A 25,930-nucleotide genomic window follows, 5' to 3' on the forward strand; every position below is an offset into this window, starting at 1 on the left:
GACCGCGCAACCTCTTGAGAGACCTATGCTGCGACGTCGCGGGGCTCCCCCACGCCGGTGGGATTGGCCTCTCTGGAGGCGGTGCATGCACGCAGCCTCCGTAGCCACGGCACGGCCACATGGCGAGAACGCCGCGCGTCCGTCACCGCCGGGGCCAGCGCGGGCTCGGCCTCCGCCGCGCAGGCCCGGCACGGCACCTCGGCCGGCACCGTCAACGCCACCGGCCCGATCACCGCACCGCATAACGCCAGGTACCGGCCACACGCGCTGTCCGAGGACAGATTCTGCGCTGGCACCTCGTGCTCCAGACCGTCCTCGACCGCCGTTATCGGCACCGTGTCGCCCCCTGCCCTGGTCAGCGCTCGCTGACGTGCGCCAGCTCGAGCCAAAGCCGGATCCTCACCAGCGGCGGGCTGGGATGTAGCGACCGCCAGATGCCGGGACGGGGCGAGCTCGGGTCGCGTGGGCTCTCTTGGGATCCTGGACATGGTCGTACTCCTCGGAAACTCGAAGGCGGGGCAAGTGCGGTCCATGGGTACCGGCGGATGTGGCTGCATCTGCCGGGACCGCCCGGACGAGACCGGACGGAGGATGGAGACCTGTCCATATTATCCAGCGATACGTTGGATAACAAGCAGTGGCAGGCGCCTCGGGGTTATCCAGTCGCTGATTGACTAGCCCGTGGGCCCGGGCCGACACTGGCTCTATTGCACCTGACCGGGAGGAATGCCCGATGGCCCAGCAAGCGCACCACCTCGAGATCCGCACGATCGTGACCACCGCGAACGAGTGCGGCGAAGGCCGCATCTGCCCATCCGTGCACGAGGTCGTCGGCGCACCCGACCGCCTGTGGGTCGTGTCCAAGCGTGCCGCGGACCACGAGCGTGCCGCCTTCGCGCACGTGCTCGACGAGGGGGAAATCCTCGGGTGGGTACCGCCGGGCCTCCTGCCGGATGACTGCGAGGCCATCACACGGACGCGCGATGTTGCTGGACCTGGCTCGAGGCGAGACCGGGTGTTCGTGATCTCATCCGAGGTCACCGATGAGATTGAGCTGATCGCATTCGCGCAGCTGTGGGACCCGAGCACCGAGCAGCTCGGCACGGTCGCCGCCCACACGCTGGAGGGAGTAGGGACATGATCGACGAGCAGCAGCTCGAAGCTGCGATCGACCAGCACTTTCAACGACCCGGCGACCGCCTGTTTCGCATGGAGTGCCTCCCGCGCTACATGGCCAGCACCGGAGAAGAGAGCGACTTCCGCCGGTTCCTCGACGGAGCCGACGGCCCGGACATGGAACGCAAGCAACAGTGGCTCGCCATCCTCCGCGCCGAGCAGGACCGCGGCCTGGTCTCGTACCGGGTTCGAGTGTTCACCGGTGCCATGACCGAGTACGAGCGCTACGAAGCGCAGTGGTGCTACACCCACAACGTTGCCGCCGGGGAGGACATCTACGTACTCCGCGACGACGAACACGAGGCACCGGCCAGCCTGGTCCGCGAAGACTTCTGGCTGATCAACGACGCCTTGCTCATACCTATGCGCTACGACGAGCACGGCCGCTTCCTCGGGGCGGACCTGGTCACCGACCCGCATGAGATCGCCCCGTACCTGCGCGCTCGCGACGACGCACACGCCGCTGCGGAGTCGTTCCACAGTTGGTGGGGCCGCCACCCCGAGCTGCACCAGCGACCGCGGGCGGCCTGAACAATGACCAATGCCCGTACCAGTGGCTCCCCGGGCAGCGACCCGCTGTCCGGGGAGCTGCTGCGCGCGCTGCGCGAGGAGACCGGGCTCAGCCAGAACCAGGCACGCAAGGCGGCCCGGGTCGGCCAGTCCTCCCTCTCCCGTACGGAGGCCGGCGAGTCACGGCCGACACCGCGGCTCGTGCGCGCGGTGCTTGAGGTCTACGCGCGGCACAGCACGCTCACCCAGGAGCGTATCGAGGACCTCGTCGCGCAGGCACACGCACTGGAAACCGAGCATGTGGACGCCCGAGTTGTGCTCCAGGCCGGCAGCGCCCACCGGTTCCAGTGGCGCATCCACGAAGCCGAGCGCACAGCGCGGCTGGTGCGTTCCTACCACCCGTCGGTGGTTATCGGGCCGCTCCAAACCCGGGAGTACGCGCGCGCGGTGTTCACCCCGGACGCGCAGCTCGACCCGCACGATGCAGCGCAATCGATCGACGCCCGCATGGAGCGCGCGCAACTGCTTGCGGACTCGCGTCGCCGCTGGCACATGCTGCAGAACGAGCAGGCCCTGCGCTGGCCGGTACACAGCTATGCCCACCACGCCGCGCAGCTAGAAAACATCGCACGCGTCGCCGCGCAGCCGAACATCAGCTTCCGTGTGCTGACACTGGACCGCATCGCGCCACGTCCAGCACCCGTATCAGGATTTCACCTGTACGACGACGCCCAGGCGCTCGTCGGCACCGAGTCTGGTAGCGCACTCATCCAGGACGCGGACTACATCACGATGTACGTCCAACTCCACGCCGAGCTGACCGAACTCGCGCTCTCTGAGCAGGATTCCCTCGAGCTGGTGCACGACTTCGCACGGCGCTATCGCGACCACAGCTGACCGCAGGACCTGCCCGCACGACCGGGCTCTCCGTCGCGGCGCGCGGCGGCAGCGTCGCGGCGGACCTGCCCGCGGACTTGGGCCCAGCACCCAGAGAGACGCTGACGAACATCGCCGCCATCGCCAGGTCGAGATCGCGGCCGCGTAGGCCGGCGTAGCCGCCACCGCGGCCCTGTTGCGGCGACACCGCGCGAACTCAACCACCAGCACCCGCTCGTCGTGGGAGCCTGGCAGCGGCGCCGTTCCTGCTCCGCAGGCCTCAGGCCGCTCACCCGTCGCGGCGCCGCGGATCCAGCAAGGCGCGGACCGTGTCCGCGGCCCAACCGACGGTGCGGCGCACCTGCAGCGGCACCGACCGGCCCGCCGACAGCTCCACCGCCGTCGCCCGGAAGATCGCCGCGACCCTCCCGGCCAGCTGACGATCCGTGATCAGCACGGTGTCGCCTTCGAGGAGGCAGGCGATCGTGCGCAGCGCGCACACTTCCGCCTCGGTCTCCGGGTCGACCGGCCGCGCGTACCGCTCATAGCGACGGTTCTCGCCCATCACGACCACACCCCTCGCGATCACCGGCCCGAGAAGACTCGCCGGGCGTGCTTCCCCCACGCCCGACGAGCCCGCAGCCACCATACCGGAAGACCGAACATCAGTTCGAGTTTCGATAGTGGCTGCTCCCTTCGGTGTGTCGTGCCGGGACCGCTACTCGGCGCGGTACCGAAACAGGACCTGGCCGGCCACCAGGCGGCCGTCCTGTAGTTCCTGGCGAACCTGCTCGCCGCGGTCGGTTCGATGCAGATCGAGCTGGGTGGCGGCCAGGACGGTGAGCCGGCCGCGGGCCCGCGCGGTGTCGCGCCAGTGCTCAGGTACGGCAGCGCCGAGGTCACCGTCGTAGAGCAACTCGCCGGGGGGCCGCGATCTGCAGGCGGTCGGAGTTGCTGAGCTCGCCCCACCAGCCCGGCAGCAGCGGCGCGGCCAGCAGCGCGTCCGGGTCGAGGCGGGTCAGCAGTGTGAACCCGCGGTCGAGCAGGGCCGCGGTGATGGCGTCGACCGGTTCCGCACCCGGGTGGGAGTCGCCGGTGGTGACGGTGACCGCGAAGGTCACCGTCACGTAGGCGACGCGTCCCGGCGGCGTGGTGTCGGAGTCGGTGACCAGCCCTGGGCTTGCCCATGCCGTGATCGCGTCGATGCCAGACCCCTCCCCTACTCACGCCGAGCAGGTGCGGGGTGAGTCTCGCGCATCCCGGGCGGATCCGTCGGGGCTCGGCGGGAGAAGCCGTCCCAGAACAAGGGCCGGGTCGGTGTGATCGCGGGCAGGCGAGCAGACCCCGGTGGGGCTTCGGCGCCGATACCGGTCGGCCCCGTCCGGGCGGGTGGGACACGCCTCGCTACCGCTCGGACCCGCAAGCGGGTTCCCACCCCGCCGCGGAGGAGCCGCCCGCTCCCGCCGCTCCCCTGGCGGGGACCCCACCCCGGGCCCGCTCGGGCAGGCCGCGTCACACCGACCAGCCCTGATCTCGAGGAGGCCCTCCATGACCACCCCACCCAGCATTCAGATCACCGCGCCCGGTGACCTTGTCGCCGTTGTCCCTTGCGTGCTCAAGTTCCACCCCTCGCAGTCGCTGGTGCTGGTCTCCTTCGCCGCGCACAGTTCCCGCATCGGGCCCGTACTGCGGGCCGACCTGCCTGCGGTCGGCGACGTCGAGGCGGGCGCGGCGCAGATGCTGGACATGCTGCCGGCGCAGTATCGTGACCACGCGGTGCTGCTCGCGATCAGCACCGAGTCCCGTGAGGACGCATGCCGCGATGCCAGCCTGGTCCTGACCGCGGCCGGAGTCCGGGTCACCGGCGCCATCTACGCCACCGGTACCCGGCCCGGCGACCAGTGGCGCTGCCTGGAGCCCGGGTGCAGTGACGCCGGCACCGTCCCGCAGCCCCACACCGAGATCGCGGCACATCTGGCCTGGACCGGGCAAGTCACCCTGCCCAACCGCGAAGCGATCGAGCAGACGCTGACCCCGCTCGACGACGCTGCGACCCTCGCTCGGCGATCCCGGCTGCTCACCGAAGCCGCCACGGCCAGCGCGGAGCCACGCCCGTCGCTGGCTGCGGCCGTCGACGACTACCTCACTCGCCATCAGCTCGACGACGACCTCGTCGTGGCGCTCGTGGCGGCGCTGGGGCAGCAGCGCGCGGTGCTGAAGCACCTGCGCGAGCACACCTCGACGATGCGGGTGGTTCTCGAGGCCCTGGTGCGGGAGACACCGGCGCCGTGGTCGGCCGCGCCGGCGGCCTACCTGGCCCTGGCCGCGCTGCTGCACGGCGACGGTGCCCACGCCGCGGCCGCGGCCGAGCGCGCCACCATCGCCGACCCGGTGGCACGACTGCCGCAGCTCATCGCCGAGGTCGTGGCGAGCACTCCCAGCCCGGACACCGTCCGCGGCCTGCTGAGCGAGTTCTGACCCTCGAAAGGCCCTCCCGGGGCACCGCCCCCCACCCGCGGTGCCCCGGCAGGCGTGCGTGGGGCGCTGAGCCACCCCCTGCGACATGCGTGGCTACCCCGCGCTGAGCGGGCAGCAGGCCCCGACAGGCCCATCGGGCGGCTGCCTCGCTGGGCCGGATCCTCGGTCGAGTCGGGAGCGGTGTGCCGCGAGGTGCGTGTTCGCACCTCTCTACTGCACGCGCCCCGATTGCCATCGCCCACTGCGTGAGGCCGACTTCCAGGATCGGGGACGGCTCGAGCATCGACCGATCTGGACGGAGTGAACCCTGGGCGACGGGGCGGGCGCCTTGGTGTGCCACGAGTGATGTGCCGGCCGGTTCGTGCGCGGGCGGGGCGGTGTAGCGACACCGCCTCGGGGTGGGCCGTGGTGACTCTGCAGCCCGTCGGGCGGCTTCCCCGACGATGCCGCGCCGGCCGCACCCGACACGGGTGACACCACCGGCTCCGCCACGGTGCCTCGCCTCTGGGCGGGAAGGGGTGGTGTCACACCGGTCGGGCGAGCGCGCGGCCCCGCCGCGCCGCCCGCCGGTCTGCCGGGCGAGTCACGTCCCACCGCGACCGGCGGTGGGCCTGCACCGACTCCACTTCCCCCGGGGGTCGGCGCAGCGGTTGATTTCCTCTGATCGGAGCCCGCCATGGGACAGACCACCCTCACCCGCACGACCCCGCCCGCGAAGCGGGGCAAGCGCACGCGTGCGGCCCCGACCGAGGAGCAGCAGCAGGCCCGCCGCGAGGCGATCCACGCCGCACACGAGGACATGATGGCCCGACTCGAACGCCTGGCGGCCGACCCCGTCGCGTGGCTGGAGTTCCTCGAGACCGTCGCCGAGTGGGGCGCGCGCTACTCACTGGGCAACCAGATCCTGCTCATGACCCAGGCCGCCGAGCGCGGGATCGAGCCGCAGATGTTCATGGCCTACGGCGCCCGCGACGCCAGCTCGGGCTGGCGCAAGCACAAGCGCACCGTGATGGCCGGGCAGACGGGATTCACCATCTGGGCGCCGCTCAAGCGGCGGCTACGCGAGGACGAACGCGCCGACTACGAGCGCCGCACCGGGCGCCCGGTGGTGCGCGACGCGCAGAACCGGCTGCCCGTCGTGGTCATGGGCTGGAAGCTCGAGCGGACCTTCGAGCTCTCCCAGACCGCCCCGCTGCCGCCGTGGGCCGACAACTACGTCGTGCCCACCGTCGAGGTCCGGCGCCGGGTCACACTGCACGGCGGCAAGCAGGCTGTCCTACTCGATGGTGGCGACCCGACCGGGGTCTACGACGACGTGGTCGCGATGATCCGCGCCGCCGGCTACGACTACGCCCTGGCCGATCCCGGCAGCGAGTACCTGGGCGCGGCCAACGGGGTGACCGTGGCCGGGGCGGGGACCCGGCTGGTGCGGGTGCGAGGCGACGTCAGCCACGCCCAGCGGATCAAGACCGCCATCCACGAACTGGCCCATATCCGGTGCGGGCACCTCGACCAGTTCACCGACGTCGCCCCAATCCAGCACCGGGGGCGACAGGAGACCGAGGCCGAGTCGGTGGCCCACATCGTGTGCAAGGCGTTCGGGCTGGACTCCGAGCCCTACACCGACGCCTACGTCATGGGCTGGGCCGACGGCGACATCGATGTGGTGCGCGCCGCCGCGACCACCGTCCTGCGGGTGGCGCGCGACATCGTCGACGAGCTGGCCCCCATCGCGCCGTTCGACGGCAAACGCGACCCCCAGCCCGAGGCGAAGACCACGGCGACGCGGCAGGCGTCGGCGTGAGCGCCGTGGAGTTCTCGGTGACTGTGGTCGAGCTGCCGGTCGAGGAGGCGACTCCGCTGGCTGCCGTGTTCGACGAGCACGAACTCTTCTGTGTCGACGACGACCCGGCCACGTCCCGGTTCGGGATTTACCTTGGCGCCACCTACACCAGCACGTGGGGTGGTGTCGGGACCGTGGCCACCGAGCACCTGCCGGCGCTGCTGCGCGCGGTCGCGCCCGGCGCGACCTGGCAGGCCTGGGTGCTGGCGCTCAGCGAAAATGACCAGTTCTGATCGGTGGAAGTGACCACCCTGGCGCGGCCAGAGTAGTGGTCAGGTCGGGGTCATGTGGGTCACCTCCGGGGTGCGGATGTGGGCGGCGCCGGCGGGGACGACGACGGTGATGACGGCCAGCTCGGTGCGGCAGTGCGGGCAGCGTTGGACGCCGTTCGCGGCGGGAACGGCGTGCCCGGGTGGGACGGCGTTCAGGACGGCGTCGGGAACGGCGTGGTCGCCGTTCGGGCTGGTGAGGGCATCGCGCGTGACGGCGTTCGCGGTGTTGAACGAGCCGGGAACGGCGTCCGGGACGACGTCCGGGGCGGTGTGCGGGTGGTCGCGGTGATGCGCGGCTCGACAGCGCGAGGAGCAGAACCGGCGGTTGGGGTTGCGTCGGGTCACGGTGACCTGCCGGCCGCAGGCCGGGCAGGGGTGCTCGCCCAGGATGGTCATGATCGGCCCTGCCCGGTCGGGTCGTGCTCGCCGAGCGCCAGCCGGAGTTGGTTACTGCGTTGCTGGTGGGCCCGCATCCGGTAGGAGGGCCCGTCGATGGCGACGACGATGCCCCGGTGCAGCAGCCGGTCGAGCAGCGCGGCGGCCAGCATCGGGTCGGCCAGCCGGTCACCCCAAGCTGGCCACGCCGGCGTGGCTGGTCACGATCGTCGACGACTTCAGATAGCGGCGGTTGATCACCTCGAACAGGGCGGCGTTCGCGTCCGGGTCCGGCGCGGTGCGGGAGTAGGCGAACTCGTCGATCACCAGCAGCCGGGGGCCGCAGTAGAACCGCATCGCGGTGGCCCAGCGTCCTTCCAAGGCGGCCTTGCGGCAGCGTTTGGCCAGGTCGGCGGCGGTGGTGAAGTAGACCCGGTGCCCGGCATCGACCGCGGCCCGGGCGAGTGCGACCGCGAGCATCGTCTTGCCGGTGCCGGGTGGACCGACGAACAGGACGTTGCCGGCGTCGTCGAGGAAGCGCAGCGCCGCGAGCTCACGCACGAGTTTCTCGTCGACCCCGGGTTGGGCGGCGAAGTCGAACTCGTCCAGGGTCCAGGAGTGCGGCAGGCAGGCGAACCGCAACCTGCCGGCCAACCGACGGGCCTCGGCGTGGGAGACCTCGAGCCCGAGCAGCCGTTCCATCACCGCGGTGGGCGAGAGCTGCTCGGCGCGGGCGGCGTCGAGCACCCCGGTCAACGCCTCGGCGGCCGTGCCCAACTTGAGGACCTCCAGGTGAGCGCGCAGCCGCTGATAGGTCGCCGCCTCGCTCGAGCCGTCGGGTTCAGCCTGGTTGACCGCATGGTCGGGCCGGTGGGTGTTCATGAGCTCTCCCGCCCATCCTGTCCGCTGGTCTCGCCGGTGTGGGCGCGTCCGCGCAGCGGGCGGGTGCCGGAGGCGTAGGCGTCGAAGTCGATGACGACCTGCTCGCCGCTGGCCGGGCCGGCCTGGGCGTGACGGATCCGATCCGCTTCGGCCAGGGCGTCGGCGGTGGGTGGGCGGCGGTGCTTGCGCGGGCAGGGCGCGCGGTCGGTGAACTCGGCGAGCACCACCCGGGTCATGGCGGCGACGTGTTCGTCGAGGCGCACCAGTGCGCCGGCTCCGTCCGGGGACCGCAGGTGATGCGCCAGCGCGACACCGCGTGCGGTGGCGATGTCCAGTGCCGGGGTGCCGAGTTGGTGGCGAACGGTCACGATCTCGCCGGTGTGCCCGGGTGGGATCGAGTAGCGGTTGCCGCGGAACGCGACCAGGGCCTGCTCGGACACGGTGCGCTCGACGCTCAGCACCGCCGGCAGCGGCGCCGGTGCCGCCCGTAACGGCTCGGCCTCGGCCAGCGCGCCCACGGTCGTCTTGCCCCCGTCGGCGTCGGCGCGGCGGCGTCCGTCGAGGCGGGCGCAGATCCGGTCCAGCCCGGCCTGGGCCCCCGCGAGGGTGGTGTCGTCGGCCAGGGTGCGCCACCAGCGTTGGGCGATCACGTGCGCGCTCTTCTCCACCGCGCCCTTGCGCCAGGCGTGCCGCGGCGGGCAGATGTCGATCCCGACCCGGTAGTGCACCGCCACCGGTCCGAAGCTGACCGTGAGCCGGCCCGAGCCGGGATGACACACCGTGGACATCCGGTCGAACCGCCACCGCCGCGTCACCCCGCCGAGACGGCCGACGACCTGGTCGAGGCCTTCGATCAGGTGCGGCTGATCGAGCGACTCGGTGATCCAGCCCCGCCACCGGCTCGAGTGCGCCAGCACCCCGAGCAGCACGAACGCGCTGCCGGCGAACCCCCAGTGCGCGGGCGGGTCGGTCAGCTCCAGGTAGTCCCACTGGGTCTCGGCGCCCGGCGGATGGGCGATCACCGCCCGCTGGCTGGTCTTGCCCGACCGACACGGCTCGCAGGCCGGGCGCAGCTCCCGGGCGCGCAGCGCGCGCGTGAACGAGGGATACGAGCCCGCATAGCCCAGCGCGGTGACCTCGTCGAACAACGTGGTCGCCCACAGATGCGGGTCCGCACCGAGCCGCAGCCGGCAGTACTCGGCGAACCCCTCGAACGGATCCGGCACGCTGCGGGCCCGCTGCCCCGGCGTGTGTTCGCCGCTCAGATAGCGGCGCACGGTCACCCGTGTGACGCCCAGATGCCGGGCGATCGCGGAGATCGTCCATCCCTGCGCGCGTAGTGCTTGTGCTTCCACGTACGACTCCCATGCGAGCATCCCGAGTGGGCTCCCTCGACGACTTCCGGCCGGTTCAACCGGAGCGTCGAGGGGGCCCGCCTACTGGTGGTGGATCTCAGTCGGCGGGTCGCAAGGGTGGTCACTTCCACTGATCAGCAGTGGTCACTTTCAGATGAGCGGCGGCATGGGACGAGCCGCACGAGAGCTACCTCGGCACGGCCACGCTGTACGCGCCGGACCTGGGCCCCTGGACCGGCGAGTGCGACAGCTCCGGCGAGGTCTATGTGCCGGCCAGCGCCCTCACCAGGACACTCGTGTCCCGCCCGGCGGCGTTGGTCGAGGTCACCGAGCTGTGGTGGCGCGACCGGATCACCGAGCGGCGCGCCGAGCTCGCGGCCGGGCCACCCACCGCGGGATTCGTGCCGACCTCTCGCCCGGCTGACGCCGACTGAAACCGGCGGACCCGGCTGGGCTACATAGACGCCGGGGGTGGAACGCAGCTCGTGCACGTCCCACCCGGGGCGACCTGCGGTGGCATCAGCGAGCAGAGGGGCCCGCACCGGGCACGCGGCACTGCTCCAAGCCGGGCGGCGGCTGATGCCCGCCACGGTCGCCCGTGAGCCCTGCGCCCCGTCCAGGCACGCCGTGCACGTCGCGCAGGTGTAGCGCCCCACGCCACAGGCCGCACTGACCGCGGCCTGTCCCTGCCACGTCGGCGCCCCGATCCCGGCCATCCGGGCCCGGGGCGCCGACACATCTACCCATCACTGCAGAGATTGGACGAATCGCGATGACGACCCTGGCTGACATTCGCCGCATCTTCTCGGTCCGCGGCATCGACCCGGACCGCCTCTCCCAGGCACCGGGCCGCAACAACAACGACGGCCGCTTCCTGTTCCGCGCCCCCATCGGTGCCCGAGTGTGGTTCGCCCCGCACGAGCAAGACGGCCAGCGCACCGGTTGGGCCTACACCGCGTACAACCGGCACGACGGACTGACCGATGCCGGGCACACCGACACCACCGCCCCGGAAGGGCTGCTACCGGTGCTGCACCGCCACCAGAAGCAGGCCACCGCACCGGCCAGCCCGCGCCGGCGCGACGCCCTGCTCGCGCTGGGCAACCCCGCCGCGCACACGCAGCTGCGGCTGCGTGCCGACTCCCCCGCGCACCGGTGGATCCTGGGTCTGTTCGTGACCTGGACCCAGCTGCAGGACGAGGACGACGGCAGCGTCAACGGTGGCGACCTGGTGACCCACCTCGGGCAGGCGTTCGCCGAGATCGGACTGACCGAGCAGCTCGACCTCGACGAGCTGGCCGACCGCGTCGACCCCGGACCACGACCGGGCGACGCCGACCCGGCCGCGCCGATGACCGCGACCTCCCTCGAGCAGGCCCTGGACCAGGCCCTCCAAAAGAACCTGGTCCGGGCTCTCGACCGGCGACCCGCCGTGCTCACCCTGCACAGCATCGCTTCCGAGATGGTCGCCCAGCTACGTGCTGCGGGACTGTTGGATGTTGTCCGAACGTGAACCCGGCTCGCCCCGTCGGTCGGTCGGTTCGCCGCCGATCTGCTGCTGGTTGAGCCGTGACTACCGGGGGCGCGCGGCCCGCGGCGCGGGCATGGCGGATCGACGCCGACGAGGTGTCTGCTGCCGAGCACGCGATCCTGGCCGACGTCCAGTAGCACCTCCTCGATGCTTCCGGGCACGGTCGGACGTCGCCCGCCCGGGCAGCTGCGCGAACTGGTGTTGGTCGCCGACCCCGGTTACACCTGGTCCGATCAGCGAGGTCGGCTTCAGCAGGGTCGGCTTCAGCGGGATTGAGCCCCGCCATGAGGGGACTGTGGCCGAGCAGCGTGGTGCGACCGGGCAGTGCTCGCGGTGCCAGGTCAGCGACCCGAGCCGGTGCGAACCCTGCTCGCAATGCGGCGCGGTCGCGGGCGCCCGCGCCGTCGAGGACGAATCAGAAGTGTCCTGCGTCCAGAGATCGTGAGGACGCTGAGGCAGCACATCACGGACCGGCAGGAGGGGCGTGGAGTCGTCGCAGGGCTGAGGTCGGATCGGCGCGGCCAGCGCAACCGGCAGCACGTGTTCTCGTGACGCCGCGACCTCCGGCAGACTCCTGCCGGTGCACGTCACCGCTGCGGCGTGGCGGCGTCGTCCATCTCGTTCTGGTAGGTCTCGGTCAGCAGGTAGACGCAGACGACCGCGATCAGCGCGAGCACGGCCATGTAGGCGGAGATCGACGCGGGGGTACCGGTCCCGGCCAGCAGCGCCGTAGCGATCACCGGTGAGAAGCCGCCGCCGAGCGCGGCGCCGATCTGGTAGCCGAGCGACGCGCCGCTGTAGCGCACCTTGGCACTGAACAGCTCCGCGAAGAAGGCCGCCTGCGGCCCGTACATCATCGACAGCGTGATGAGGCCGCCGAGCAGTGCGACCGTGACGCCCCAGCCGGTGGCCGTGTCGGCGAACCAGAAGAACGGGAACGCCCACAGCGCGGTGCCCGCCGCACCCGCAATGTAGATCTTGCGCCGCCCGTAGCGGTCCGATATCGCCGCGAAGATCGGCAGGACGATGACCTGCACGATCGAGGCGATGAGGATCGCGCCGAGCACGGTCGTCTGGGCGAGCCCCAGTTCCTCGGTCCCGTAGTCGATGATGTAGACGACGTAGAGGTAGAACGTCGCGTTGACCACGATGAACGATCCGGCGGCCAGGAAGATCTGCTTCGGGTACTGGCGAAGCGCGTCGATCACCGGAGAGCCGCCGCTCTTCGGCGACTGGGTGACGCCTTCCGCCGCGTCCTTCGCGGCTTTGGCCTCCTGCAGGTGCTTGAACGCCGGGGTGTCCTCGAGGCGCAGGTGCGCGTAGAGCGCCACGCCGATCAGCAGGACGCTCGCCAGGAACGGGATGCGCCAGCCGAAGCTCGCGAAGAACTCGGGCGACATCGTGAACGACAGGTACAGGAACAGCACCTGGCCGAGGATCACCCCGAGCGGCACGCCGATCTGGGCGAAGCTGCCGTAGAAGCCGCGCTTGTGCTTCGGCGCGAACTCGGTGGCCATGAGCACCGCGCCACCCCACTGGCCGCCCACCGCGAGGCCCTGGACGAACCGCAGGACGGTGAGGATGATCGGCGCGGCGATCCCGATCGTCGCGTAGGTCGGCAGCAAGCCGATCAGCGCGGTGCCGATCGCCATCGTGAACAACGCCGTGATGAACGCCTTCTTGCGGCCCAGCTTGTCCCCGAAGTGGCCCCACACCACGCCGCCGAGCGGGCGGGCGAGGAACGCGACCCCGAACACGCTGAACGACAGCAGTGCGCCCGCCGTCGGACTCGCGTCCGGGAAGAACAGGTCGGGGAAGACGAGCGCCGCCGCCGTCCCGAAGATGAAGAAGTCGTACCACTCGATGGTCGAGCCGATCATGCTCACGGACGCGATCTTGCGGATCTCCCGCTCACCGACCCCGCCGGAACCCCTCGTGGTCATCGGTGCCACCTCCCGGCGCCACGGTTACCCGGTCGGGCGACGTTTCATGCGCTACACGTCACGAAGGTCCATCACGATCGCCATCCCCCGGTTTCCACCGAGCGGAGCGAGACACTCCACGCTGGGTCACCGCCCGCGGGGTGGCCGGTCGAACGGATCAGCACGACGTCTCAACATCGTGTGACGACCCGGTCGGCTCGACCGCGGCTCACCCGGTTCACGTCGAACCGAGTAAGCACCGCAGGCATCGGCTACGGGGCCACGTGCGCCAGCGTTTGCGTGCTCAGCAGCGTGCCGGCGCGCCGACAGCTGGGACGCTGAGCCCGAGGTGTGAGCGCAGGGTGTGGCCGTCGTAGCTGGTGCGGAATCGTCCGCGCCGCTGCAGCTCAGGGACGACATGGTCGACAAAATCGCTGAGCGCGCGGGGCAGGTCGAGCTCATCGGCCCTCGGCTGTGCATCACCGTCGAAGGCGAAATCGACCAGAGCGTTATTGACCACCGTGGTGACTGGCTCCCCGAAACGCTCCGCTGCACCGTCCACACCCTGCCGAATCTGATCCGGGGCGGTGACATCGAGCGGCACCGCGAACCCGCGGCCCGGATACTCGGCGGCCAGTACCTCGGCGGCGTCACGGCTGCGGTGATAGCCGATCGCGACGCAGGCTCCCTGGCCGAGGAAGGCCCGGCTGATGGCCGCGCCGAGGCCCCGGCCACCCCCGCTGACCACCACGACCTGGTCGGCCAACGCGGTCGCGGCCGGTTCAGCCTGCTCGATGGGGATCGACTCGTCGCCTGCAGTGTCAGTCATGCATCGTGCCTCTCGTGCGGGACGAGGGCATACCGCACGGTGCACGCGGAACGAACCGGCGTGTGCACCGTGTGACATTCCCTTCGCCAGTACGACCTGGATCAGGTTCGACGGGTTTCCTCTCAGCCACCGGACGGACCGGCAGCACCCCGTGTCACACCAGCCACCGTATCCCCGTCGATCGCCCGTCGGCGACCGACGCCGTGCCCGACGACGGCACAGACCGGCCGATGAGGTCTCGCCGGACGACGAGTCCGACCGACCCACCACCACGACCGGGCAGGGACGAGGCGCGAGCGCTCGGCGACCGCTCGTGGTACCGGCACCCGGCCATGGCCACGTCGCCCCGCTCCACGGCGAGGCTGGGTGCGACGACGCGATCGCCCAACCTGGTCGACAAGATCAACCATCGCTGTCTCTGCAGGCCTCGAGTGGATCGACCCGCATGTCGCCAAGCACGACGCCGGCGCCGTCGTGCACATCCAGTTCACCGACCTCGGACGCGCTGCCGGCCATCGCGGCCACACCGCCGAGGCGGCGGTGTGGGGCAACGACACCGGCTGACCGAGCACGGCACCTGGCAGCCGGGGGCCGGGGTGAACGCCCGAAGGTCAGCACACCAGCCATGGGCTGCGCGCCGACGAACCCGACCGACCCATCCCGGTGAGACCCGCTCACCCCGCCCCTCACCGGCGAGAGCTCCGCACGGGGTCACACCGGGATGGGCCAGCCCGAACCGCCACCGCCCCGACCGGGGCCCCTGCCCGGTGTGCTGAGGCGGGCCGCGTTCACCCAGACCCGGCACCAGGAGGCCAGTGATGCGCACCGTGATCGGCACCCTCACCATCACCGACGAGCACCCCATCGTGACCGAGGACATGGAGGTTGCTGCCTGGTATTGCCCACCAGCTGGTCGCTGGTGTCTACGACGTGGTCCACGACGGGCGCGACCGGATCTACTGCACCGTCGCGTCGGTGTGCGTGGACCAGCACTGCCCGCCGCTGCTGGCCGGCGTCGCGGTGGGCCCGACCCGCACCGACGACGTCGGGCGACAGATGAGCTACACCGTCAGCACCTACGAGTGGACGCTGCCCGTCGAGGCCTGCCAGGGCCAACCCGGAAAGCTGTTCGGGGCCACGTTCACCCCCGCCGACGACATCGTGTTCACTGCAGCCACCCGGCTGCCCGCACCCCACGACCGCATCGAGCGGACCTCCCCGACCTGTCGCCCGGTGCTCACCGACGCACCCGACGCCCACGGCGACCGCTCGCTGCTCGTGGCCCACCTGTCGCGGCGGGCCCGCACCGACGGCCACACCTACCTGGTCACGATCAGCAGCGACCACGTCCGCGCCACCACCCGAGACTTCCACGACCTCATGCCCACCGGCCGCGGCTGGGTCGGGGTCCCGGCCCGCTACCGCACCACCCGCCTGCACGGCGCGGTGACCGTGCTGGTGCGAGCCGTGGACGCCCAGCACGCCATCGCCGTGTGCCACGAGCAGATCCACCGCCCGCGCTGGTGGTCACAGCGCGGGTTCACCCACACCTCCCCGGACGCCGACACCGGGTCGCCCGAGTCCGTGCGGGTCCTGCCCTACAGCCACCGGGTCGAACGCGTCGAGCACGTCTACGCCCCGGCCGCGACGACCACACCGGTGCTGCACAGCCACACCCTGCGCCACCCGCAGGCACCGCACTGACCACCGGCCCGACCACGGCCCAGGCGGGCACGAGCCCTCCCGACCGCACTACCCCGTCATCGCTTCTGTCGAAAGGACGGCTCCGAACCATGGGTGTCACCTTCTGTCCCGGCGCTCCGGCCGACGGCCCGCAGGAGTGGGGCGCCAGCATCGTGTGCCCGGCGCATCCGCCGCAGGACCAGCGCTACTTCGCCGACTACGACGCCGCCGTCGCCGGACTGGCCGACCACCTGCGGTTCTGTACCGATCCCTACTGCGGCGACCCCGTGGCATACGGCGCGTTCGTGGTCGTGCACTACAGCACCGACCAGGAGCCGAGTCTGGAGGTCAGCAGCGTCAACGCGCGGCTGCTGTTGCGCGCGCTCGGGCTTGCCGCCGAGCTCGGCGCCGACGACGTGCGCGAGCCGGCGCCCGGCGGAGCCCCGCCGCCACTGCCCGAGGAACCGAACCCGCTGATCGGGTCGCTGACCGCCGAGCAGATGCTCGGCCGCGTCGAGCTGGCCCTCGCCCTGGCCCCGCCCGACCCCGGACTCCCGGCCCGAGACCTCAACGCCACGAACTACGACTTCGGCCGCGTCGAGGGCTACCTGCAGGACCGCCTCGCCCACCTGCGCGAGATCGCGCTCTACGCCCGCGAGCACCAGCGCGACGTCGTCTGGCACTGACCCACACCCACACCGACGGCGCGCCACCACACCGGTGGCGCCCCGCCATCGTCGTGAAAGGCATGCACGAGATCGGGATCGCCGAGCTGCGCCGGTGACCGGGTACCGATCGTCGCCGACGACCGACCGCAGTCGCAGCGCGAGTGGGACACCCGTCGGGCTGACCACAAACCCGTACCAGCGTGGACGGGTACGACCGGCGTTCGAGAAGCCGGGCTCGGTCAGCGGGTCGCGGCGGCAGGGTCTGCGCCTGGGCGGGCTGCCTGGGGTGTCGGGGCTCGGTGTGTAGACGCCCGAAGGTCAGCACGCCGCGGTGGGGTTCGCGGCGATGAACCGGCGCCGACACCGAGCGGGTGGGACGGGCCTCGCACGGGGGCTCGGACCGCTGGCGCGGTTCCCACCCGCTCGGGCGAGCCCGAACCCCCGCCGCCCCTACCGGCCCCCACCACGCCCTGCTGAGGCCGGGCCGCGTCACCCACCAGCTCGACACCCTCAGGAGACCCCCCATGAACGAGATCACCCTGGTCGGCAACATCGGCAAGAAGCCCGAGCTGGTCCACAGCGAGCGCACCGGAGATGCCGTGCTGCGGTTCTCCATCGCGCAGAACGAGCGCTACCTCGACCGCCAGAGCGGACAGTGGCGCGATGCCAAGCCGGTCTGGACCGACGTGGTCGCGTTCCGCGACCTGGCCGAGAACGCAGCCCAGTCCCTGCACACCGGGGACGCGGTGATCGTGATCGGCAAGCTCGCCGACAACTCCTACACCCCCGCCGGGGAGGACCGCGAGGTCCGGCGCACCGAGCTGCGGGCCCAGGCCATCGGCCCCGACCTGCGCCGCGCGAGCACCACCCTCACCCGCCGGCCCGGGCGCGAGCGCACCGAGTCGACGACCGCTCCCCAGCCGACCGCCTAACCCCCGCAGGCGGCCACCGGGCGGGGCGCCCCTGCCCAGCAGCGGCGGCGCCCCGCCCGGACTCCACCCTCCCCCGGCCCGACGAGGCCACTCCCGTCCAATCCCGACTGTGTGAGGTGAGCAGTGATGGACTTCCTGGACAACGACCTGGCATGCAGCCGTGCGGACCCGGAGCTGTTCTTCCCCGACGGCCCTGCGGTCCGCCAGATCCAGAAGGCCAAAGCCGTGTGCCGGCGCTGCCCGGTCACCGCTGCCTGCCTGGCCTGGGCCAACGGTCACGACTACGGGATCTGGGGTGGGATGACCGCAGGCGAGCGCCACCGCGCCAAGCCCCGCACACCGCGCCGACCTGCTGCGGGACGCAGCCGCACACAGGCGCGGCGGGCCGCCGCGGTGGCCCGCGTCCGCCAGGGCGCCCAGCGGGTCGCCGTCGCCGAGCAATACGGCATCAGTCTGCGCACCCTCGAACGCTGGCTCGCCGCCGCGGCGTAGCGGCAGGTGCCAACGCCACACGGCCAGCCCCGCCCCGAGATCGACTCCCTGCGCTCGCGCACCTGCGGCAAAATCTCGCGGCAAGCATGCTGCCGTTCGAGTGCCCTCGACGTAGGTGCGCAGTGCAGCCGGAAGTCAAGAGCAGTGATCACAGGCGGGTCACTACTCTCCGGGGCGTCGACGTCTGGCGACGTTCGGCGATTTCCGTAGTGAGTCAGTACGGCTTCGGGCGTGGCCCTACTCGGCTTCATGCTCTGGGCACAACAGTGGTGAAGTGGAACAGCTCGGCGACGTGAGCAGCGGCCGGGCCCACTGGGGAGCAATGGTGCACGACGTCCGTTACCGCGACCGCGTCGACGCCCTCGACGCGACCTGGGCCGCCTGGGCCCGCATCGCCGCAACCCTGACCGGCAACGACTGGGCGAGCCCGTCGCGTTGCGCGGGCTGGGACGTCGCCGCGCTCTACGCACACGTCGGCCTGTTCCCGCACGCGGTACGCAACGCCCCGCCGCCGCCGCCCGATCCCGGCGTCGCGCTGACGGCGGCCGAGATCCTGCGCGGCTTCAACGCTGCCACCGGCGTCGCGCACGAGATGGCGGCCGAGGTCGCCGACGGCGCGGTCCGCGCGGCCGCCGCAACGGGGCCAGACGGGCTGCGCCGCATCTTCACCCACGACGCCCCGCACGCCGTCGCCATCCTCAACAAGCACGCCGGCGCGGACGTCGTTGCGTGGCCGGCCGCCGACGGGGTCACGACGTGGGGCGAAGCGGTGCGGATCGTGCTGCTGGAGTCGACGGTGCACCTGCTCGACGTCCTCGACGCCCTGGGCCACGCACCCGACGTGGCACCGACCGCCCTGCGCGAGACCGCGCACTTGCTGGCCGAGATCGCCGACCCGGTCGCACTGATCGAGACCGCGACGGGACGCACGCCAACACCGGTATTCCCGCTGCTGCGCTGACCGGGGTCGTGGCTGAATCCCCCGGCACGCGACAGCAGCGGGCTCGGCGAGCACCCGACGAGCAGCTTCATCATCCTGCTTGGCGCCGACGGGCGCGGCCCCGGGCCCGAGGTGACACAGCTGACCCTCGACGACGCCTGCAGCATCTGCCAGCTCCGCTCGGTCTGATTCACGGTCCTCGCCCCGAACACCGGGACGATCAACGTCTACGACAAGGCCGGATTCCGTTATGCCGGGTGGCTGCGCGGCGCCGGCTACTGGAACGGCACCGACGCTGAAGAACTGATCATGGACGTGGTCGCCGACGACCACCTGAACCCCACCGGATCCTGACCCGGTGCGGGCGCTGCTCTCGATCAGCTCCATCGCCACGAGCGCAACAGAACAACCGACACCGACGATCCAAGCCATCCGACCGCGCGGCGGCCGCCTCAGTACGCCCTGCCCGGTCGAGGAGAACCCCGCCAACGGTGTGGCTGCGCCGCGAAGTGCCCGACAACGACAGTGTCGAGCCGAGGATGCGGATGTGCTCCTCCCGCGCCCCCAGGGCGCATCCCCGGCGTCGCTAGGCCCGGCGCGCAGCTCCACGACCAAAAGACCAGCACCGATGTCACCTCGACCAGCACTGATGTATCCCAAACCCGCACCGGTCGATGCGATGCTGGACCCCGGCGGGTGATCCGGGAGGGAGACAACCCATGCCACGCACGCGACGCCGCAGCCGACGACAGGACCCGGAGGTGGTGCGGCTGCGCGGGGCCGCGCTCGACGCGGCCGCCGCCGGACTCTTCGTATTCCCGGTCAAACCCGGCGAAAAGCTCCCCGCCGTGCCCCGCCACGCCGCGCGGCACTGCCGCCAACGCGGGATCTGCGCCGACGGCCACCAAGGCTGGGAACAGCGCGCCACCCGCGACCGCGCCCAGATCTATGCCTGGTGGTCCGGACAACCCCGATTCAACGTCGGGATCGCGTGCGGCCCGTCCGGGATCGTGGTCATCGACCTCGACACCAGCACCGACCCACTGCCCGACTGGGGCGGGGCCACCACCGGCCGCGAGGTCCTCGACCAGCTCGCCGCCCGCCACAGCGGCGAGCTCACCGACACGTACTCGACGCGGACCCCGACGCACGGCGAGCACCTCTACTACCGGATGCCGGCCGGACTCGAACTGCACAACACCACTCAGGGCTTGAGTGGCAGCCTCGGCCCACTGATCGACACCCGGGCATGGGGCGGGATGGCCGTCGGTGCCGGCAGCGTCCGTCCCGAAGGGGCCTACATCGTGGCCGAGCACGGCCAAATCACCGAGCTGCCCGACTGGCTGGCCACGCTGCTCACTCCCGCGCCGCCGCCGCAGCGGCCCGCGGCGGTAGCGCTACCGACCCGGCGGGCCAACGCCTACGTCGCGGCGATCCTGCGTGACGAGGTCGGCCAGGTCGCCGCGGCGCAGGCCGGGAGCCGCCAGTCCACTCTCTACTTCACCGCCTACCGGCTCGGCCGGCTCGTCGGTGGCGGAGAGCTGGAGGCCGACCACGTCGCGGCGCTGCTGCGCGAGGCGGCCGCCGGGCACATCCGCGACGACGCGTTTGGCCCCGACCAGGCCAACGACGCCATCGCCCGTGGCCTGCACAAGGGCGCCGAGGACCCGCGCTACATCGACGAACACACCAGCACCCGCGACGACGACACGGCAGACGCGGGGCCGTGACCGGCCGCTGGCACAGAGTGCGGATGCACCGGCCCAGTGGTGTGCGCGCAACCCCGACGCCAGCCCGGCCTACGCCGAGGAGCTGTTCGGCGTACTGGCCGACGGGATCGCGCTGTCGGTGGCCGGCGGGATCCCGGCCGCGCTGATCGGGACCGGCGCATGGCAGCCCGCCCCGGTCGTCGGCGGGATCCTCGTGACCGTCCACGTACTCACCGGGCTCGCCGGCGGACTGGCCTACGCGGCCGCGTTCGGCCTGCTCGGGCACGCCTGGCAGGACAGGCAGAGTCCGGTCGTGTGGGCGCTCGCCGCACTCGGCAAGCGGTCGCTGACCTTCTACGTGTTCCAGGAGACGGTGCTGTTCGTCCTGCTCGCACCGGCCGTGCTCGGCCTCGGCGCGGCGACGAGCAGTGCGGGCGGCGCCGCCGTCGCCGTCGGGGTGTGGCTGGTCGGGCTGTGGCGACCTCGCCCTCCGGGCCGGGGAGCCGGTCGGCTGCTTCACCGACCCGTGGGACGCCGGGCAGGCCGGGCTGGCCTACCTGACCCGCGGCGAGCTGCGCGCCGCGTGCGGGGGCATCTACCCCGGCGACGAGCAGGCCGAGGCCCTGCTGGGCGCCGAGGTCGCGACCTACGACCAGTGGGCCCGCGGCGAGGTCGTCGGCTACATCGCCGAACAGTGGACACCGTGCCCCGCCGGGGCGGCGTGCGCACACCCCTGCGGCGGCAGCTGGGAGGAGATCGCGTCCTGCTGGGGCATCTCCGGCATCGGCGACGCCATCGCTCAAGGCAGCGCCGCGATCGCGGCCTGACCCCGCCGTTCGTGACTTACAGCGTTGGAGGCACCAGCAGTGCAGATCCACTGGGTCACCGCCCGATACGGCGGTGCGTCCCTGATGACAGCGAGCGAGGCCGGCGACCGGCTGGGGCTGGAGGTCCCGCCGGAGGGCACGCACGTGCTGTTCGTGGGCACCGACGACGACGGCGTCGCCGTCACCGGTGACCTGGACTTCCTGCAGCGATTCACCACCGAGATCGGCGACCCATCCGCGCCGCGCAGGACGACCCCGGCTCGGTCCAGCGGATGTGACAAGTGGTGTCTGCGCCAGAGGACGCCTCCTGAAGCGTGTCGGAGCTCGGTGTGGAGACGCCCGAAGATCAGCACACCGCGGTGGGGTTCGCGGCGATGAACCGGGGCCGACGCCGAGCGGGTGGGACAAGCCTCGCCGATGGCTCGGACCGCTGACGCGGTTCCCACACCGCTCGGGCCAGCGCCGAACCCCCGCCGCCCCTTCGGGCCCCACCACGGCGCGCTGAGGCAGGGCCGCGTCACCAACCAGCCCGACACCCTCAGGAGGCACCCACCATGGACCAGATCTACGCCGGCAACATCGGCAAGCAGCCCACCTTCGAGTTCAACGAGCACACCGGCCGGGCGAGGCTCCAGTTCTCTCTGGCGATCAACAAGCGCTACCAGGACCGCGACAGCGGTGAGTGGCGCGACGGCAAGACCCTCTGGCTGGGCGTGGTCGCGTTCGGGCGCGTCGCCGAGAACGCCAGCAACCTCAGCTCCGGTGATCCGGTGATCGTGATCGGCGAGCTGTGCGACAACTCGTTCACCGTGACCGACGACGACGGTCAGACGCGCGAGGTCCCGCGCACCGAGGTGAATGCCCGGATCGTCACAGGCGACACCCGCAAGGCCCAGATCACCATCACGCGCCCGACCCGGCGCGAGCGCGGCGAGTCGACCACCGCGCCGGCCGCCTAACCCCGGGCGGCTACCGGGCGGGGCGCCTGAGCCCCAGTGGCGGCGCCCCGCCCGGTCTCCACCCGACATTCCCCGACCCGGCCAGGCCGGGCCCCGTTCGAGCTGACTCTGTGAGGTGAGCAGTAATGGACTTCCTGCACAACAACTTGCCCTGCCGGGCCGAGGACCCGGAGCTGTTCCACCCCGTCGGGACCAGCGGACCTGCGGCCCGCCAGATCGAGCAGGCCAAGGCCGTATGCCGCCGCTGCCCGGTCACCGCGGCCTGCCTCGACTGGGCGCTGCGGCACGGAGAGTTCGGGGTGTGGGGCGGCACGACCGACGGCGAGCGCCGCCGCCGCGCCACGTCCCGCCCCCCGCGCCGGCCTGCTGCGGGTCACAGCCCGCAGCAGGCGCGGCGGGCCGCGGCGGTGGCGTGTGTTCGCCAGGGCACCCGGCGCGTCGCCGTCGCCGAGCAGTACGGCATCAGCGCGCGCACCCTCGACCGCTGGCTCGCCGCCAGCGCCTGACCGCGGGTAGCGACGGCGGCCGCGCCGCGCCGACCCGAGACCACTCCTGCGCCCGCGCGCAGGCCGCCTGCGCCGAACGCCGCGTCCGCCGGGGCTGACGAGGCAGATCACGACGACCTGGAGGTGCGCATGGCTATCACCGTGTGCGGGCCCGCCTGCACGATGGAGATCAAGAACAGTGGACGGCGCTGCGGCGATCCGCAGCAGTCCCATGCCGGGGCGGTGCTCGATACCTACGAGCACAACGGCTACGACGACAGCGACTTCTTCGCCGTCATCTGGGACGGCGAGCGGGTCAGCGCCCGCGAGTACGCCAGCACCCGTGGCTGGACCTACCACAACGGTGCCTCGGTCGACGCGACTGCGCAGGTCCAGGCCGCGGCCCTGGCCTGGTACCGGCGGCGGCTGGTGCCGCATCTGCTCGAGATCGAGCAGGCCGGGACCACCGCGCCCCGGGTGGGCCGCCTCGTTCGTTCGCTCACCCGGCGCGGCAAGAACGTCGGGATCACCGGGGAGGTCCGGTGGATCGGCCCGAACCGCTACGCCCGCGACGGCGGCGAACGCGTCGGCATCGCGATCCCGGGCGAGGACACGCTGCGCTTCCTGCCCGCCCGCAGCGTCGCCGTGCTCGACCCGGAGCCGGTCGACGAGCAGGTGCTGCGCGACTACGCGGCGACGGCCCGACCCCAGAGCTGGCGCTGCGCGCTCGACATCGGCTGACCAACCCGCAGGCGGGTTGAGTCCGGGCGCAGCGGCAAGAGGGGCTGGAGCCCGGCCCCGACCGGCACCGGTGGGCCGTGGTGACTCTGCAGGCGTCGAACCCGGCTTCACCGATGCCGCGCCTGCCACACCCGACACCGGGTGACACCACGACTCCCGCTCGCGGGTTCGCCGATCGCAGGACGGGTGGTGTCACACCGGTCGGGCGAGCGCGCGGCCCCGCCGCGCCGGGCCCGCCGCCTGCGGGCGAGCCACGTCCCACCGCGACCGGCGGTGGGACCGCACCGGCCCCACTCCCGAGGTGCGGGTCGATGTTCGTACAGAGAGGAGGTGAATGGCATGTCGAGTGAGACCGAGCTGGTCGAGCTGGGCGACGCGGCGGTTCTGACCGAGGGCGGCGGGTCCGGCACGTCGGAGGACAAGCGCTACATCTACTCCTGATCGACAAGGGGTAGCGCGGGCCCGGTGGACGCACGTCGTCCACCGGGCCCGCCCGTTTCTGCCCGATCGCTGTCGCACCGCAGTGGGCGCCCGTGCCGGGAGTTGTCCCACACCAGAAGGGGGTTCGATCTCGATGAGCATGCGTTGGTTCGGCGGCTGCATGGTCCCGCACGACCGCCCGGAGCACGCCCGCCCGGTCCCGGTCGGGGCCCGGTTGGTGGGGTGGTCTCGGCGGGCGTGGTTGTGCGGCGCCTGGTCCTGCGAGCAGATCACGCTGGCCTCAGCGGGCGAGCGCACGGTGGTCGTGGTGGGTCGCGCGGTGTGTGACCCGACCGTGCTCAGACGCTGGGCCAGCGCGGGGGTGCCCGATCACGCCGGTTCGGTGTTCCCCGGCGCCTACACAGTGATCGAGATCAGTGCCGATGCCACGGTGCTGTTCACCGACCACGGTCTGGTGCAGCCGATCTACACCGCGACCGGCGCCGACGGCGCCGTGCTGTGGGGGTCGAGTTCGCTGGCGCTGGCCGCGCTCACCGACGCGGACGTCGACGAGGACTGGCTGCGTGCCCAACTCGACCCCACCACCACGGACGACGCCAGGGCCCGCTCGGCGTTTGCCGGGGTCACCCCGGTACCGCCGGGCACGCGCCTGACCCTGCGGCACGGCGGCGGCATCGCGACGCGGCCGGTCCCGAGCCGGGAGAGCGCAGGCGGGCATTGGTCGTCGCTGGCGCTGCGCGCCGCGTTGGCCGATGCCGTGGCCGGGGTCGGCGGACCGCGGGTGGCCGCTGACTGTTCCGGTGGGCTCGACTCGACATCGCTGGCGATGCTGCTGGCCCACCACGCCCGCGGGCGGGAGCTGCTCGCGGTCACCGTGCATCCAGCCGGGGTCGACCGTGGCGGCGACCTGGACTACGCCCGGGCCGCCGTCGCCCACGCCAACCGGGCCGGGCACGATCCCCGGCTGGAGCACCTGCTGTGCCCGCTGGCCGACCAGCACGTCCCGTACGGGCGGATGCTCGATCTCGTCGCGGCCACGGACGAGCCTGCGCCGAGCACGATCGCGATCGCCCGCTTCGACGCCGAGCTTGCCGCGCTGGCCGAGCGCGGGGTCACCGACCTGCTCACCGGAGACGGCGGCGACACGCTGCTCGGGCCACAGCCGGGCTATCTGTCCGACCTGGCCGCCGCCCCGGGCCTGTCCGCCCGGGCGCTGCTGGCCCGACATGTGCTGGGGTGGGCGCGGCTGCGGCGCACCCCAGCGTGGCCGCTGCTCGCCCAGGCCCGGCGGGGCGTACCGGGCGAGGTCACCCGCACCCGCGCCGGGATGCAGCTCGTGGCGCGCACCGCACGTGCGGATGCCCAGATCACCGAGCAGCGCTACGGGATCAGCCTGCACAACCCGTTCACCGACCCCGCCGTGACCGCGTCGGCGCTGGCCGTACCCGGGCACCTGCGTGCCGGACCGGGCGACTACAAGCCGCTGTTACGCCACGCGATGGCCGGACTGCTGCCTGACCAGGTCGCGCAGCGGCGCACCAAGGGTGACTTCACCGCCGACCAGTACCGCGGCCTGCGCGCCCACCTCGAAGGGCTGCACCAGCTCGCAGACGGACGCCTCGCCGAGCAAGGGCTGCTCGACCCCGACCGCTACCGCGCGCTGCTCACCCGGGCCGCCGCCGGGCCCCGAGCATTGGTTTCCACCAGCTCAACCCCGTCCTCGCCGCGGAGGTCTGGCTACACGCCATCGCCACCCGGCCGGCGGTGGCCCGCTGGGCCACCGGAACCGTCCCACCGGCCACCGCCGGTGGGACTGCAGGAGGCGCACGATGAACCAGTACCTGACCCGGCCCGCCGACGTGCGAGCCGTCGACCTCGGCCACGCGCTGGTGCTCCTGCACGAGCGCACCGGCGCGGTCTGGACCCTGATCGGTACCCAGCGACAGACCTGTCAACGGCGGGTTAGAAGTGACCCCCTGGCGACGGTTTGGGATTGACCCCTGT

General features: G+C 72.0%; 31 protein-coding genes, 1 pseudogene and 1 riboswitch. Of the genes and pseudogenes, 23 read left to right on the forward strand and 9 right to left on the reverse strand.

The window, feature by feature from the left end:
- Nucleotides 1-733 precede the first annotated feature (733 nt).
- Genes JOF36_RS36365 through JOF36_RS36375 form a run of 3 tightly spaced genes read left to right on the forward strand, consistent with a single transcriptional unit; the run spans nucleotide 734 to nucleotide 2,583 of the window.
- On the forward strand, nucleotides 734-1,141 hold the full coding sequence (locus JOF36_RS36365; protein ID WP_210036790.1) for a hypothetical protein: 408 nt from the start codon (nucleotides 734-736) through the stop codon (nucleotides 1,139-1,141).
- Nucleotides 1,138-1,707 carry a DUF6879 family protein gene (locus tag JOF36_RS36370; protein ID WP_210036791.1) on the forward strand — a complete coding sequence of 190 codons (570 nt, stop codon included), beginning with the start codon at nucleotides 1,138-1,140 and terminating at the stop codon, nucleotides 1,705-1,707. Before JOF36_RS36365 ends, JOF36_RS36370 begins: the two co-directional genes overlap by 4 nt.
- 3 nt (nucleotides 1,708-1,710) lie before the next feature.
- Nucleotides 1,711-2,583: a helix-turn-helix domain-containing protein gene (locus JOF36_RS36375; protein WP_210036792.1), complete on the forward strand. Its 873-nt coding sequence runs from the start codon at nucleotides 1,711-1,713 to the stop codon at nucleotides 2,581-2,583.
- A gap of 268 nt (nucleotides 2,584-2,851) precedes the next feature.
- On the opposite strand, the gene JOF36_RS36380 is transcribed toward JOF36_RS36375, so the two are convergent.
- The 3 genes from JOF36_RS36380 to JOF36_RS36390 form a co-directional block, all read right to left on the reverse strand.
- The gene (locus JOF36_RS36380) at nucleotides 2,852-3,151 is read right to left on the reverse strand and encodes a hypothetical protein (protein ID WP_307862805.1); all 300 of its coding nucleotides are present in this window, start codon (nucleotides 3,149-3,151) and stop codon (nucleotides 2,852-2,854) included.
- 129 nt (nucleotides 3,152-3,280) lie between these two features.
- Entirely contained in the window at nucleotides 3,281-3,478 is a 198-nt protein-coding gene (locus tag JOF36_RS36385) for a hypothetical protein (RefSeq protein ID WP_210036793.1), read from the reverse strand.
- Nucleotides 3,462-3,683: a hypothetical protein gene (locus JOF36_RS36390; protein ID WP_210036794.1), complete on the reverse strand. Its 222-nt coding sequence runs from the start codon at nucleotides 3,681-3,683 to the stop codon at nucleotides 3,462-3,464. Before JOF36_RS36390 ends, JOF36_RS36385 begins: the two co-directional genes overlap by 17 nt.
- Nucleotides 3,684-4,110: 427 nt before the next feature.
- Here JOF36_RS36390 and JOF36_RS36395 point away from each other — a divergent pair, with 427 nt between their 5' ends.
- The 3 genes from JOF36_RS36395 to JOF36_RS36405 all read left to right on the forward strand — a co-directional run bounded on the left by JOF36_RS36395 (nucleotide 4,111) and on the right by JOF36_RS36405 (nucleotide 7,116).
- Complete coding sequence (locus JOF36_RS36395; protein WP_210036795.1) at nucleotides 4,111-5,040, forward strand: DUF4192 domain-containing protein; 930 nt, start codon at nucleotides 4,111-4,113, stop codon at nucleotides 5,038-5,040.
- A gap of 676 nt (nucleotides 5,041-5,716) precedes the next feature.
- The gene (locus JOF36_RS36400; RefSeq protein WP_210036796.1) at nucleotides 5,717-6,844 is read left to right on the forward strand and encodes a hypothetical protein; all 1,128 of its coding nucleotides are present in this window, start codon (nucleotides 5,717-5,719) and stop codon (nucleotides 6,842-6,844) included.
- Nucleotides 6,841-7,116, forward strand: a complete 276-nt coding sequence (locus tag JOF36_RS36405) for a hypothetical protein (RefSeq protein ID WP_210036797.1) — start codon at nucleotides 6,841-6,843, stop codon at nucleotides 7,114-7,116. Before JOF36_RS36400 ends, JOF36_RS36405 begins: the two co-directional genes overlap by 4 nt.
- Nucleotides 7,117-7,155: 39 nt before the next feature.
- Here the strand turns inward: JOF36_RS36405 and yacG are convergent, their stop codons facing one another.
- Genes yacG through JOF36_RS36420 form a run of 4 tightly spaced genes read right to left on the reverse strand, consistent with a single transcriptional unit; the run spans nucleotide 7,156 to nucleotide 9,788 of the window.
- A complete protein-coding gene (gene yacG / locus JOF36_RS36410; protein WP_210036781.1) occupies nucleotides 7,156-7,551 on the reverse strand; it encodes a DNA gyrase inhibitor YacG in 396 nt (131 codons plus the stop codon).
- Nucleotides 7,548-7,703, reverse strand: coding sequence for an ATP-binding protein (locus JOF36_RS40550; protein ID WP_281072846.1), 156 nt, complete (start codon nucleotides 7,701-7,703; stop codon nucleotides 7,548-7,550). Before JOF36_RS40550 ends, yacG begins: the two co-directional genes overlap by 4 nt.
- Before the next feature lie 16 nt (nucleotides 7,704-7,719).
- A complete protein-coding gene (locus JOF36_RS36415) occupies nucleotides 7,720-8,412 on the reverse strand; it encodes an ATP-binding protein (RefSeq protein WP_281072847.1) in 693 nt (230 codons plus the stop codon).
- A complete protein-coding gene (locus JOF36_RS36420) occupies nucleotides 8,409-9,788 on the reverse strand; it encodes a Mu transposase domain-containing protein (RefSeq protein ID WP_210036782.1) in 1,380 nt (459 codons plus the stop codon). Before JOF36_RS36420 ends, JOF36_RS36415 begins: the two co-directional genes overlap by 4 nt.
- Before the next feature lie 275 nt (nucleotides 9,789-10,063).
- Here JOF36_RS36420 and JOF36_RS36425 point away from each other — a divergent pair, with 275 nt between their 5' ends.
- Nucleotides 10,064-10,201: a hypothetical protein gene (locus JOF36_RS36425; protein ID WP_210036798.1), complete on the forward strand. Its 138-nt coding sequence runs from the start codon at nucleotides 10,064-10,066 to the stop codon at nucleotides 10,199-10,201.
- Nucleotides 10,202-10,539: 338 nt separating this feature from the next.
- Nucleotides 10,540-11,280 carry a hypothetical protein gene (locus JOF36_RS36430; protein WP_210036799.1) on the forward strand — a complete coding sequence of 247 codons (741 nt, stop codon included), beginning with the start codon at nucleotides 10,540-10,542 and terminating at the stop codon, nucleotides 11,278-11,280.
- A gap of 605 nt (nucleotides 11,281-11,885) precedes the next feature.
- On the opposite strand, the gene JOF36_RS36435 is transcribed toward JOF36_RS36430, so the two are convergent.
- Both JOF36_RS36435 and JOF36_RS41545 read right to left on the reverse strand, forming a co-directional pair.
- Nucleotides 11,886-13,241, reverse strand: a complete 1,356-nt coding sequence (locus JOF36_RS36435; protein ID WP_210036800.1) for an MFS transporter — start codon at nucleotides 13,239-13,241, stop codon at nucleotides 11,886-11,888.
- Nucleotides 13,242-13,524: 283 nt separating this feature from the next.
- The gene (locus JOF36_RS41545; RefSeq protein WP_210036801.1) at nucleotides 13,525-13,986 is read right to left on the reverse strand and encodes an SDR family NAD(P)-dependent oxidoreductase; all 462 of its coding nucleotides are present in this window, start codon (nucleotides 13,984-13,986) and stop codon (nucleotides 13,525-13,527) included.
- Between the two features lie 123 nt (nucleotides 13,987-14,109).
- Nucleotides 14,110-14,211, reverse strand: a riboswitch (TPP riboswitch).
- Between the two features lie 204 nt (nucleotides 14,212-14,415).
- Between JOF36_RS41545 and JOF36_RS36445 the strand changes: the two genes are divergently transcribed.
- The 15 genes and pseudogenes from JOF36_RS36445 (at nucleotide 14,416) to JOF36_RS36510 (ending at nucleotide 25,892) form a co-directional block, all read left to right on the forward strand.
- Complete coding sequence (locus tag JOF36_RS36445; protein WP_210036802.1) at nucleotides 14,416-14,613, forward strand: hypothetical protein; 198 nt, start codon at nucleotides 14,416-14,418, stop codon at nucleotides 14,611-14,613.
- Nucleotides 14,614-14,934: 321 nt separating this feature from the next.
- Nucleotides 14,935-15,753: a hypothetical protein gene (locus JOF36_RS36450; protein WP_210036803.1), complete on the forward strand. Its 819-nt coding sequence runs from the start codon at nucleotides 14,935-14,937 to the stop codon at nucleotides 15,751-15,753.
- Nucleotides 15,754-15,842: 89 nt separating this feature from the next.
- On the forward strand, nucleotides 15,843-16,418 hold the full coding sequence (locus JOF36_RS36455; RefSeq protein WP_210036804.1) for a hypothetical protein: 576 nt from the start codon (nucleotides 15,843-15,845) through the stop codon (nucleotides 16,416-16,418).
- 506 nt (nucleotides 16,419-16,924) lie between these two features.
- A complete protein-coding gene (locus tag JOF36_RS36460; protein WP_210036805.1) occupies nucleotides 16,925-17,332 on the forward strand; it encodes a single-stranded DNA-binding protein in 408 nt (135 codons plus the stop codon).
- A 126-nt stretch (nucleotides 17,333-17,458) separates the two neighbouring features.
- On the forward strand, nucleotides 17,459-17,824 hold the full coding sequence (locus JOF36_RS39760; RefSeq protein ID WP_210036806.1) for a WhiB family transcriptional regulator: 366 nt from the start codon (nucleotides 17,459-17,461) through the stop codon (nucleotides 17,822-17,824).
- A gap of 274 nt (nucleotides 17,825-18,098) precedes the next feature.
- The gene (locus JOF36_RS36470; protein WP_210036807.1) at nucleotides 18,099-18,785 is read left to right on the forward strand and encodes a maleylpyruvate isomerase N-terminal domain-containing protein; all 687 of its coding nucleotides are present in this window, start codon (nucleotides 18,099-18,101) and stop codon (nucleotides 18,783-18,785) included.
- Between the two features lie 698 nt (nucleotides 18,786-19,483).
- On the forward strand, nucleotides 19,484-20,494 hold the full coding sequence (locus JOF36_RS36475) for a bifunctional DNA primase/polymerase (RefSeq protein WP_245353222.1): 1,011 nt from the start codon (nucleotides 19,484-19,486) through the stop codon (nucleotides 20,492-20,494).
- A 118-nt stretch (nucleotides 20,495-20,612) separates the two neighbouring features.
- Nucleotides 20,613-20,888 (forward strand): annotated as a pseudogene (locus JOF36_RS41555) (DUF418 domain-containing protein); the annotation flags it as partial.
- 13 nt (nucleotides 20,889-20,901) lie between these two features.
- Nucleotides 20,902-21,300, forward strand: coding sequence for a hypothetical protein (locus JOF36_RS39770; protein ID WP_245353224.1), 399 nt, complete (start codon nucleotides 20,902-20,904; stop codon nucleotides 21,298-21,300).
- Nucleotides 21,301-21,384: 84 nt separating this feature from the next.
- Nucleotides 21,385-21,678, forward strand: coding sequence for a hypothetical protein (locus JOF36_RS36485; RefSeq protein ID WP_210037163.1), 294 nt, complete (start codon nucleotides 21,385-21,387; stop codon nucleotides 21,676-21,678).
- A gap of 176 nt (nucleotides 21,679-21,854) precedes the next feature.
- Nucleotides 21,855-22,259, forward strand: a complete 405-nt coding sequence (locus JOF36_RS36490; RefSeq protein ID WP_210036809.1) for a single-stranded DNA-binding protein — start codon at nucleotides 21,855-21,857, stop codon at nucleotides 22,257-22,259.
- A gap of 125 nt (nucleotides 22,260-22,384) precedes the next feature.
- Entirely contained in the window at nucleotides 22,385-22,765 is a 381-nt protein-coding gene (locus tag JOF36_RS41655; RefSeq protein ID WP_210036810.1) for a WhiB family transcriptional regulator, read from the forward strand.
- A gap of 129 nt (nucleotides 22,766-22,894) precedes the next feature.
- Nucleotides 22,895-23,485: a hypothetical protein gene (locus tag JOF36_RS36500; RefSeq protein ID WP_210036811.1), complete on the forward strand. Its 591-nt coding sequence runs from the start codon at nucleotides 22,895-22,897 to the stop codon at nucleotides 23,483-23,485.
- A 339-nt stretch (nucleotides 23,486-23,824) separates the two neighbouring features.
- Complete coding sequence (locus tag JOF36_RS36505; protein ID WP_210036812.1) at nucleotides 23,825-23,926, forward strand: albusnodin family lasso peptide; 102 nt, start codon at nucleotides 23,825-23,827, stop codon at nucleotides 23,924-23,926.
- A 133-nt stretch (nucleotides 23,927-24,059) separates the two neighbouring features.
- Entirely contained in the window at nucleotides 24,060-25,892 is a 1,833-nt protein-coding gene (locus tag JOF36_RS36510) for an albusnodin/ikarugamycin family macrolactam cyclase (RefSeq protein WP_210036813.1), read from the forward strand.
- The last annotated feature ends 38 nt before the right edge of the window (nucleotides 25,893-25,930 follow it).

Origin of the sequence: Pseudonocardia parietis, from assembly GCF_017876315.1 — a bacterium.
GTDB lineage: Bacteria > Actinomycetota > Actinomycetes > Mycobacteriales > Pseudonocardiaceae > Pseudonocardia > Pseudonocardia parietis.